The organism is Neglectibacter caecimuris (genome assembly GCF_034335015.1).
In the GTDB taxonomy this organism is placed as follows: domain Bacteria; phylum Bacillota; class Clostridia; order Oscillospirales; family Acutalibacteraceae; genus Acutalibacter; species Acutalibacter caecimuris_A.
Window position 1 is genome coordinate 119,640 of sequence record NZ_JAWXXK010000007.1, and the last position, 9,944, is coordinate 129,583.

General features: G+C 52.9%; 11 protein-coding genes. 8 read left to right on the forward strand and 3 right to left on the reverse strand.

The window, feature by feature from the left end:
* The first annotated feature begins 62 nt into the window (after positions 1-62).
* The 6 genes from ftsZ to U8T64_RS11095 all read left to right on the forward strand — a co-directional run bounded on the left by ftsZ (position 63) and on the right by U8T64_RS11095 (position 4,430).
* A complete protein-coding gene (gene ftsZ, locus U8T64_RS11070; protein ID WP_322183515.1) occupies positions 63-1,208 on the forward strand; it encodes a cell division protein FtsZ in 1,146 nt (381 codons plus the stop codon).
* A gap of 112 nt (positions 1,209-1,320) precedes the next feature.
* Positions 1,321-1,719: a VOC family protein gene (locus tag U8T64_RS11075; protein WP_322183517.1), complete on the forward strand. Its 399-nt coding sequence runs from the start codon at positions 1,321-1,323 to the stop codon at positions 1,717-1,719.
* A 12-nt stretch (positions 1,720-1,731) separates the two neighbouring features.
* Positions 1,732-2,076: a DUF3795 domain-containing protein gene (locus tag U8T64_RS11080; RefSeq protein ID WP_322183519.1), complete on the forward strand. Its 345-nt coding sequence runs from the start codon at positions 1,732-1,734 to the stop codon at positions 2,074-2,076.
* Positions 2,058-2,585 (forward strand): FumA C-terminus/TtdB family hydratase beta subunit, encoded by a 528-nt coding sequence (locus U8T64_RS11085; protein ID WP_322183521.1) that lies wholly within the window; start codon positions 2,058-2,060, stop codon positions 2,583-2,585. The genes U8T64_RS11080 and U8T64_RS11085 overlap by 19 nt, the downstream gene beginning before the upstream one ends.
* A 60-nt stretch (positions 2,586-2,645) precedes the next feature.
* A complete protein-coding gene (locus U8T64_RS11090) occupies positions 2,646-3,830 on the forward strand; it encodes a cation diffusion facilitator family transporter (protein WP_322183523.1) in 1,185 nt (394 codons plus the stop codon).
* 39 nt (positions 3,831-3,869) lie between these two features.
* Positions 3,870-4,430, forward strand: a complete 561-nt coding sequence (locus U8T64_RS11095; RefSeq protein WP_322183525.1) for a GNAT family N-acetyltransferase — start codon at positions 3,870-3,872, stop codon at positions 4,428-4,430.
* 850 nt (positions 4,431-5,280) lie between these two features.
* Here the strand turns inward: U8T64_RS11095 and U8T64_RS11100 are convergent.
* The 3 genes from U8T64_RS11100 to mscL form a co-directional block, all read right to left on the reverse strand.
* On the reverse strand, positions 5,281-6,732 hold the full coding sequence (locus U8T64_RS11100; protein WP_322183527.1) for a TrkH family potassium uptake protein: 1,452 nt from the start codon (positions 6,730-6,732) through the stop codon (positions 5,281-5,283).
* 3 nt (positions 6,733-6,735) lie between these two features.
* Positions 6,736-8,100 (reverse strand): Trk system potassium transporter TrkA, encoded by a 1,365-nt coding sequence (trkA, locus tag U8T64_RS11105; protein ID WP_322183529.1) that lies wholly within the window; start codon positions 8,098-8,100, stop codon positions 6,736-6,738.
* A 301-nt stretch (positions 8,101-8,401) separates the two neighbouring features.
* A complete protein-coding gene (gene mscL, locus U8T64_RS11110; protein WP_322183531.1) occupies positions 8,402-8,815 on the reverse strand; it encodes a large conductance mechanosensitive channel protein MscL in 414 nt (137 codons plus the stop codon).
* Between the two features lie 157 nt (positions 8,816-8,972).
* Between mscL and U8T64_RS11115 the strand changes: the two genes are divergently transcribed.
* Together U8T64_RS11115 and U8T64_RS11120 are read left to right on the forward strand one after the other, a co-directional pair.
* Complete coding sequence (locus U8T64_RS11115) at positions 8,973-9,146, forward strand: hypothetical protein (RefSeq protein ID WP_322183533.1); 174 nt, start codon at positions 8,973-8,975, stop codon at positions 9,144-9,146.
* Positions 9,147-9,174: 28 nt separating this feature from the next.
* On the forward strand, positions 9,175-9,429 hold the full coding sequence (locus tag U8T64_RS11120) for a spore coat protein (RefSeq protein ID WP_322183535.1): 255 nt from the start codon (positions 9,175-9,177) through the stop codon (positions 9,427-9,429).
* Positions 9,430-9,944 lie beyond the last annotated feature (515 nt).

The following is a 9,944-nucleotide window of genomic DNA, read 5'->3' on the forward strand; positions in this document are numbered from 1 at the left end:
GAATTGAAACAGAGTACAGTGTAAAAAGATTCCGGGCCGAAAGAGCCAAGGAGGAAATGAATATGCCTTTTGAAGTTGACAATCTGCTCGATGATACGCCGCAGACGATCAAGGTGGTAGGAGTCGGCGGCGGCGGCGGCAACGCCGTGAACCGCATTGCCAGCGCCGGAGTACGCAGCGTAGAGCTGGTGTGCATGAATACGGACAAGCAGGCCCTTCAGCGCTCTCAGGCCTCTGTCAAGGTACAGCTGGGAGAAAAGCTGACCCAGGGCCGGGGCGCAGGCTCCAAGCCCGAAGTGGGAGAAAAGGCGGCGGACGAAAGCCGCGAGCTGATCGCCAATACTTTGAAGGATGCCGATATGGTGTTCATCACCGCCGGTATGGGCGGCGGCACCGGCACCGGCGCGGCCCCCAAGGTGGCGCAGATCGCCAGGGAGCAGGGCGCTTTGACGGTGGGTATCGTCACAAAGCCCTTTGCCTTTGAGGGCCGCAGGCGCATGGAGCAGGCCGAAGAGGGCATTGCCGCCCTGCGGGAGCATGTGGATTCTCTAGTAGTGATCCCCAATGAGCGCCTGAAGCTGGTAAGCGACGAGCGCATTACCCTTGCCAATGCCTTTATGGTGGCGGACGATGTACTGCGTCAGGGCGTGCAGAGTATTTCCGACCTGATCCAGCTGCCCGGTATCGTCAACCTGGACTTTGAAGACGTAAAGTCCGTCATGCAGGACGCGGGTTATGCCCATATGGGCGTGGGCCACGCCAGCGGCAAGGACAAGGCGGAGCAGGCGGCCATGGCCGCGGTCTCCAGTCCCCTGCTGGAAACAAAGATCGCCGGGGCCAGGGGCGTGATCATCAACATCACCTCCTCTCCCGATATTGCTTTGGATGAGATCGATACCGCTTCTCAGATCGTCACGGAGCGAGCCCATGAAGACGCCAATATCATTTGGGGCGCCACCTTCGATGAGAGCATGGAGGATGAAATGACCGTCACCGTGATCGCCACCGGTTTTGAGGGCATGAATGGAGAGCGTGCCAGAAGCAATTTGGATCTGGTGGATCTGGAGGACGATGATTTCCTCAGCAGCTCCTCCACTCCCTCCGTATCTCCTTCCTCTGCCCGCACGGAGGAGCCCAGGGTGGATCCTGCTGTGATCGATGATGATGATACCTTTACGGATATCATGTCGATCTTTAACCGCAAGTAAAATGACAGCGGCGTTTTAGAAAAAACAGAAATACAGAGGACGCTGCGCCCTGCGGCGTCCTTTTTTCTACCGGTTCGGAAGAGGCACATAATCTTGTCAGGAGGTACATAGTATGAGCAATAAAATTCAGGGAGTGCACCACATTGCCGTAAAGCCCACGGCGGAGCAGTATGAAAAAACGGTGGATTTCTACACCCGTCTGCTTGGCATGAAAGTGATCAGACAGTGGGGAGACCCGAAGTATCCCTGCCTGATGATATCCTGCGGGGACAACAGCTGCATGGAGATTTTGGGGAGCGACGTGGAGCTTGCGCCCGGCGGGCCCCTGGCCCATGTCGCCTTTGCCACCGACCGGGTGGATGAGCTGGTAGAGGAAATTCGGAAAGAGGGCTATGAGATCACCACAGAACCGAAGGACGCTGATTTGAACGGCTTGGAGATCCGCATCGCTTTTCTTTACGGCCCTACCCAGGAGCATATCGAGCTGTTTTGGGAGAAGAGCGGCCGTTAGAGGGGAGCTTATATGGCGTTCGATTTTTCTCTTGTGACCGCCTGCGGCGAATCCTGTGCGGATTGTCCGAAAAAGCGGAAGGGAATATGCCCGGGCTGTATCGAAGCGGACGGTTATGTTCCCGAGTGGGCGGATTCCGGACGGTGCAGAGTTCATGCCTGTACCAGGGAACACGGCGCGCTGTTTTGCGGACTTTGTGAAAGCTTCCCCTGCGAAAAGCTGCCCGGCATGGTTTCCTGGAATCCTGACTGCATACAGCATTTCAATAGATTGAGAGAACAATACCGGAAGCAGACGGCTTGTTCCGTGGAAGAAATTCAGGGTAAGGGTGAGCTGAAATGGAAGAAATCAAATTGAATACTGCCGAGCTCGAGGAGAAAGCGGCTTCTCTGCGGGCCGGGCAGCGGGTGCTGCTTTCCGGTACAGTCTATACTTCCCGGGACGCCGCTCATAAAAGGATCACAGAGCTGCTGGATCGGGGAGAACAGCCGCCCTATGAGCTTAAAGGAGCGGCTGTTTACTATGCCGGGCCTACGCCTGCGCCGGAGGGGCTTCCCATTGGCTCCTGCGGCCCCACTACCAGCGGCAGAATGGATCCCTATACCCCAAGGTTTCTGGATCTGGGCCTCAAGTGCATGATCGGCAAGGGAAAGCGCAGCGGAGAAGTGATAGAAGCCATGAAGCGCAATGAGGCCGTGTACCTCTGTGCCATCGGCGGAGCGGGGGCGCTGGCGGCAAACTGTATTGAGAAGGCGGAGGTGATCGCGTTTTCCGATCTCGGCTGTGAATCGGTGAAACGCCTGACCTTGAAGGATTTTCCCCTGATCGTGGCTATCGACAGTACCGGGAAGAGCATTGTGCTTTAGAGTATGAAACGGCGGCCGAAAGGCCGCGCTTTACTTTTCAGTAAGAGAGGCTGGAGATTTATGTTTGACGCGTTGATGAGGCTGCTCGTTAAAGATTACGATCATTCCGAAAGGCCGGAGGTTCGGGAAAAAAGCGGGCGCGCGGCGGGGGCGGTGGGAATTGCCACCAACCTTCTGCTGTTTCTGGTCAAGCTTGCGGCGGGACTTCTTTCCCACAGTGTGGCGATCATGGCGGACGCCATCAACAATCTGACTGATTCCGGCTCTTCGGTGATCATGCTGGTGGGCTTCAAACTGGCGGGAAAACCGGCCGATGAAAAGCACCCCTTTGGTCACGCCAGAATAGAATATCTTTCCGGAGTGATCGTTTCTTTCATCGTGCTGTTTTTAGGGCTTCAGCTGGGCATGAGCTCTGTGGAGAAAATCTTTTCTCCGGAAGCGGCGGATTTTTCCCTTCTGACCTTTGGAATTTTAGCCGCGTCCATTTTGATCAAGCTCTGGCAGTTTTTCTTTTACCGCAGCGTGGGAAAGAAGCTGGATTCCGAGGCTATCTTCGCCACCTCGGCGGACAGCCGCAACGATGCCATTACCACAGCGGTGGTGCTGGCGGGCGCAGTGTTTACCCGGTTTACCGATTTGAATCTGGACGGTTGGCTGGGTCTTGTTGTGGCGGTGTTTATTGTGGTTTCCGGCGTAAAGCTCATTATGGAAACCGGCAACCCCCTATTGGGTGTAGCACCGGATCCGGAGCTGGTGCGCTCCATCTATACAAAAATTTTAGCTTATGACGGGATCATTGGCCTGCACGATCTGGCAGTACACAATTATGGGGCAGGCAGGTGCTTCGCTTCCGTTCACTGCGAGGTACCGGCGGAAGAGGATATTTTGAAAAGCCACGATATCATCGATAATATTGAGCGGGATTTTCTCGCAAAAGAAAATATTCATCTGGTGATTCATCTGGATCCCGTGATCACCGGGGACGAGCGGACAAACGCCCTTCGGGAGCAGGTGGAGGAATGTGTGAAAACGCTGTACCCACAGGTATCGATCCACGATTTCCGAGTGGTATGGGGCGTTACCCATTCCAATGTGGTGTTTGATATCGCCGCGCCCTTTTCTATGAAGGAAAGCGATGGGGAGATCGTTCAAAGGATCTCTGCCGAAATCGAAAAGCTTGATCCTTCCTACCGTTCCGTGCTCACCGTTGACCGGGAGGGTGTAGTCAATTCCCTGGAAAGCTGAAATTTTTTGCCGCTCTCTGAGTTGTTGGAGGTAGTACAAATGACGGAGAAAAAACCAGGCTGCGGAAAGCTTATTCTGGAAACAGAACGTTTGCTTTTGCGGGAAATGACACAGGCAGACCTTGACGCGCTGTGTAAAATACTGTGTGATGAAGATGTTATGCGCGCCGCTTATGAAAGCGTGTTTACCCGGGAGGAAGCCCAGGGGTGGCTTAATAGGCATCTGAAACGGTATCGGGAATACGGCTTTGGGCTTTGGGCAGTCGTGCTGAAGGAAACAGGGAAGATGATCGGCCAGTGCGGCCTGACCCTCCAAAACTGGAAAGAAAAAGAAATTTTGGAAATCGGCTATTTGTTCCAAAAAGCGTATTGGCACAAGGGCTATGCACAGGAAGCGGCGATCGCCTGCAGAGAATACGCTTTTTCCGCGCTTCACGCGGACTGCGTGTACTCCACCATCAGAGATACCCATATCGCCTCACAAAAGGTAGCCGTGCGAAACGGAATGAGGGTGGTGGACGAAGCTGTGAAAAATTTCAGAGGCGTCGATATGAATTTCTTTCTCTATGCTGTGAAGAACGCGAAAGGCTTAACTGAGTAGTTGTGAGTAGTTAGTTGTTAGAGAAGAGCAGACGCCGATTGCGTTTTGTGCAATGAGCAACGAACAATGAAAATCAAGAGCAGCTAAATTGGAATTTGGCGTGTTAGTCGTTAGTCGTGAGTAGTTAGTTGTTAGAAAGGGAAAAGATCTCTCCTTGTCATTCTGAGCGAAGCGAAGAATCTTGTCCTTGACCTTTTGCCAGGAATTAAAGACGAGATCCTTCGTCACTGCGTTCCTCAGGATGACACAAGGGAACTGTGTGGCAAATTGGAATTTGGCGGGCTGACGAATAGCAGAAATCCCTTGCCTCCCCTGAAAGGGGAGGTGGCGCGGCAAAGCCGTGGCGGAGAGGTTCCAACTCACTGAAAACCCATATAGAACCTGCGTTTTACCAACTTTCCGACAGGAACCCCTCAGTCATGCTAACGCATGCCAGCTCCCCTTTCAGGGGTGAGCGCGTCCCGGTGGGGGGAAGGTCTCCAGTGGAGAACTCAGCTGTCGCTTCAGACATTGCTGAACGTGCCCCACTGGGGCACAGCAACCGCTCTGACCCATTCTCGTTTGTCAACTCGGTCGTTGCTGTGTGCCACCGGCACACAGCAACCGAGCCGACAGGCGAGAAAGCCAAGGTTTTATGGAAAATACAATTTACCGGTGTCCCTGTGGTCGGGTCAGAAATCATTTTCCTGCACCAAGTAGGGGCACGAATGGCCGCGGCGTCTCGCCGCTAAACTATCATTTTATCGCTCTGCCCTTCCTTGCTCCTTGTATCTGCCGTCCAGCATTGAAAAAAGCGCGTTGCAGCTTTCTTCTGCAACGCGCTCTTTTTCAAATTCACAGTAGTTACGCTTCAGCTTTTTTTCCAGGCCTGGGGAACAAAGAGCATCAGTACGGGGAAAAGCTCCAGACGTCCCGCCAGCATGTTGAAGGAAAGAACCAATTTACTGAAACCCGAAAAGTGCGAATAATTGCTCATAGGGCCTACCAAATCCATTCCGGGGCCAATGTTGTTAAGGCAGGCCAGCACGGCGGTAACGTTGGTTTCTATCGAGCGTTCGTCCACAGAAATCAGCAAAACGGAAAGGATCGCGGTAAGGGCGTATACGGCAAGGTAGCTGTAGGTGTTCTGGATCACATCTTCGCTGACTACCTGGTCGTCCATGTGGACCACCGAAACAGACCGGGGCATCAACATTCGCTTGACGCTTCTTTTGCTGGCCTTGAACATCAGCAAAACTCTGGCGGATTTGATGCCGCCGCCGGTAGAGCCGGCACAGGCGCCGAAAACCATCAACGCGACCAAAAGGGCTTTGGAAAAAGCGGGCCACAGGTTAAAATCTACTGTGGAAAAGCCGGTAGTGGTCATAATGGAGGAAACCTGAAAGGCCGCATGGTGCAGAGCGTCCTTCACGCTTCCCTGAAACAGGGGAAGAATATTCCAGGTGATCAGGGCAATGGAGCCAAGCATCACTCCCAAATAAAGGCGAAGCTCCTGATTGCACAGAACCCGGGAAAACTGCCGCAGAAGCAGCAGATAGAAAATGCTGAAATTGATGCCGAACAGGGCCATGAACACAGTGCAGACCGTTTGCAGATAGGGGCTGTAGCCAGCCATGCTGTCATTTTTTACCCCGAAGCCGCCGGTGCCGGCGGTGCCAAAAGCAGTACAGAAGCTGTCAAAGAGAGACATGCCGCCCAGCAGCAGCAAAACGATTTGTATCAACGTCAGGCCGATATAGATCGTGTAAAGGATCTTGGCGCTCTTTTGCAGCTGCGGCACCAGCTTGTCCACCTGGGGGCCGGGGCTTTCCGCCCGCATCACATGCAGCAGGGAATTTTTTCCCTTGCCCATGGGAACCACCGCCAGCAAAAAGACCAGCACGCCCATGCCGCCCAGCCAGTGTGTAAAGCTGCGCCAGTAAAGCAGCCCCTTGGAAAGGCCTTCTACATTGAGAAGAATGCTGGCTCCCGTTGTGGTAAAGCCGGATACGGTCTCGAAAATGCAGTCGATAAAATTGGGGATCTCTCCACTGAGGAAAAAAGGGAGCGCCCCTGTAAGAGATACGGCGATCCAGCACAATGCCACGCTGAGAAAGCCTTCCTGGGCGCCGATCTCCTTGGTTCGGGGAGGAAGCAGAAAGGTAATAAGGCTCAGCAGGGCAGAGAGCACCACGGCGGCACAAAGGCCCATAATGGCGGACCATTCCTGACAAAACAGAGAAATGACAAGGGCGGGCAGCATGCAAATGGCCCCTACCCGAAGAATGTAGCATACCAGCCGGAGGATCATTCTGTGATTCATCGCTTAGTCCTCCAGAAAAATATCGCTTAAATTATTGATAATACGGTCGGAGTTTACCACTACAATAACCGTGTCGTCCTTTTCAATGGTGTCGCTGCCCTGAGGGATAATGATACGGCCCTTGCGGGTCAGGCAGGCAATCAACGTATTCGGATAGAGCTTTATATCCGCCAGCCTTTTGCCAAGCTGAGGAAGCTGCTTGTTGGCCTGGAATTCCAAAGCCTCTACCTTGTCACCTACAATGCGGTGTAAGGTCAGAGCAGATTCTCCCTTTCGGTTTCCCATGGCCCGCACATACCGCACGATATCATGGCAGCACAGATCCTTCGGGCTGACCACGCAATCGATCCCCTTGCCGCCCAATACCTCGGTATATTCGGTGCGGTTGATTTTTGTAATGACCTTGAAGGTGCCGAGGTAGTTTGCGTACATGGAAACGATCAGGTTTTCTTCATCGATATCCGTCAGTGTTACCACAGCGTCCGCCTGGGCAAGCCCTTCGGAATCCAGAATATTTTTGTCAGAGCCGTCAGCGTGGATAATGGTGGCCTTGGGAAGCAGCTCCGCAAGCTCCTGGCACCGTGTTTCATCAATTTCCAAAAGCTTTACATTGGCCCCTGTGCGCAAAAGATTTTCCGCCAGGTAGAAGGCGATGCGGCTGCCGCCGATGATCATCACGTCCTTTACCTTCTTTTGGGTCAGCCCCAAATTGCGAATGAGCTTTGCCAGGTCGCTGGAGGAGGCGGTGAAGGAAAGGCGGTCTCCGGGCTTCAGGCGGAAATTTCCGTCCGGAATAAAGACCTCATTCCCACGCTCTACCGCGCATACCAGTACCTTTACCTTTACTTTTTTTGTCAGCTCCGCCAAGGTAGCGCCCACTAACGGGCTGCCCTCCCGCAGTTCGACCTCCACGATCTCCACCCGGCCCTTCGCGAAGGAATCCCGCTTTAAGAAGGAAGGGAACTGCAAAAGCCGGAAAATCTCATGGGCTGTGGAATACTCGGGGTTGATGACCAGGCTTACGCCCAGTTCTTCCTTCAACAGAAAAAGCTGGTGGTAATAATCGGGATTGCGAACCCGCGCAATGGTGTGCTTGCACCCAAGCTTTCTTGCCAAAATGCAGCATAAAATATTGGTTTCATCGGCGGAGGTGGCGGCAATGAGAAGATCGCTGTTGTCCACATTGGCCATTTTCTGGATCTTCAGGGTGGCCCCGTTTCCATGGACAACGCTGACGTCCCAGGATTGCTGCATTTCCTCCAATACCATTTTGTTGTTGTCGATCACAACAACGTCATGCCCTTCTCTGGAGAGCTGTACGGTCAAAGCGGAGCCTACTTTTCCGTCGCCTACGATCACAATTTTCATATCCTTAAACTTCCTTGCGCCTGTACTCTGAAAAAGTTTTTCAGCAGAGCTCCGGCCATCAAAAGTGGGATACCCTGCTAACAGCATATCCTATCACAAACCTGTCGAAGTGGCAAGGGGTTTTTCAGAACCGCTGGCTTTTTGTCAGAAAGCTGGCAGTCGGCAAAGAAATGGAGCAAGTATAAAAAGTGGAACACGCTCTGTTCGCTTCGCCGAAATAGGAAAAAGCATTCCTCTTTTGTGGCCAATGGCATTAAAAAGAGAAATGCTTTTTCCTGCGGAAATTGGAAGCTGCGCTATTTTATTCCTCCAGTTCCGAGGTGCAGTGAGGGCAGCGGATAGCGTGCAGGTCGATCTCTGTTTTGCAGAAGGGGCACACCTTGGTGGTGGGCTCGGTGGGCTTGTCCTCCGCAGCCAGCTTTCTGTGCAGCCGGTTTATGCCCTTTACCAAAAGGAAAAGCACCAGCGCAATCAACAGGAAGTTGATGACCGCCGAAAGAAAGGAGCCGTAACAGAACTGAGCGTCCCCAACGCCGAAGGAAAGGCTGGAAAAATCCATTCCGCCGGTCAGAAGCCCTAAAAGGGGAGTGATCAGATCATTTACTACAGAGTTGACGATCGCGGTAAACGCGCCGCCGATAATAACGCCTACCGCCATATCCACTACATTGCCCCGGGAAATAAATTCCTTAAATTCCTGTGCCAGCTTTTTCATACAGAACAGCCTCCTTGCATTTTCCGAAAATTTCCTTACGGCTATTTTCGCACGGCCTCCAAGGAAAGTCAAGTACGGTAAAATCACCTCTCTTCCGTATATCGGAAGAAAATGGAAGTATACTAAAGGCAAACCCAACAGAAAGGAGCAAAAGGCCATGAGCCCAAAGGAATTGCTGTATATTGAGGACGCGCTGGGACATGAAAAATTTTTCATGACGCAGTGCCAGGAGGCCGTTCAAAAGCTGCAGGATCAGCGGCTTCGTGAGACCGTCCAGCAGCTGTACGGAAAGCATCAAAAGATCTTCGGAGACTTTTTCAGTTTAGTGTGATCGCAGAACGAAGAAAGGAGAGAGAAGCATGGACGACAAGAATATCATGGAAAACCTGCTGCTGACAGAAAAGGGCGTGTGCGACCTGTTTCTGCACGGCACCATTGAATCCAACACGGCCAATGTGCATCAGACCTTCAGCACGGCGCTGAACGATTCCCTGTGTATGCAGGACGAGATCTACAAAACCATGTCTCAAAAGGGCTGGTACCCCACCGAGCAGGCTCAGGAGCAGCAGATCCAGAAGGTAAAGCAGAAATTCTCTCAGCAGGCAAACGGATAAAACGCTAGCCCCCTGAAAGGGAAAGTTGAAAAAGCAAAGCAGCGGCTTCAAAACGTCAAGTTTTGAAGCTGCTGCTTTGCTTTTTAGATACTGGATTCTGGACGATGATGGCGTTGAATAGCAACAAGTAAGGACAGGAACATGGCGATAAATTGTAGTTTATATGACACCCCTTGGCTCCCTCGAAAGGAGAGCTGCCACAGCAAAGCCGTGACTGAGGGATTCTGCCCAAATAGCCAGTAAAATGCAGGTTTATAGCGAACTGGAATCTCTCCACCTCCTGACGGTGGTCCCAGAAGGCTGCAAAGCAACCTTTTTCTCCTATTCAGGGGTGAGCGCGTCCCGGTGGGGGGAAGGTCTCCAGTGGAGAACTCAGCTGTCGCTTCAGACATTGCTGTGCCCCACTGGGGCACAGCAACCGCTCTGACCCGTTCTCGTTTGTCAACTCGGTCGTTGCTGGACGTGTGCCACCGGCACACAGCAACCGAGCCGACAGGCGAGACCGCTGGTGCGAA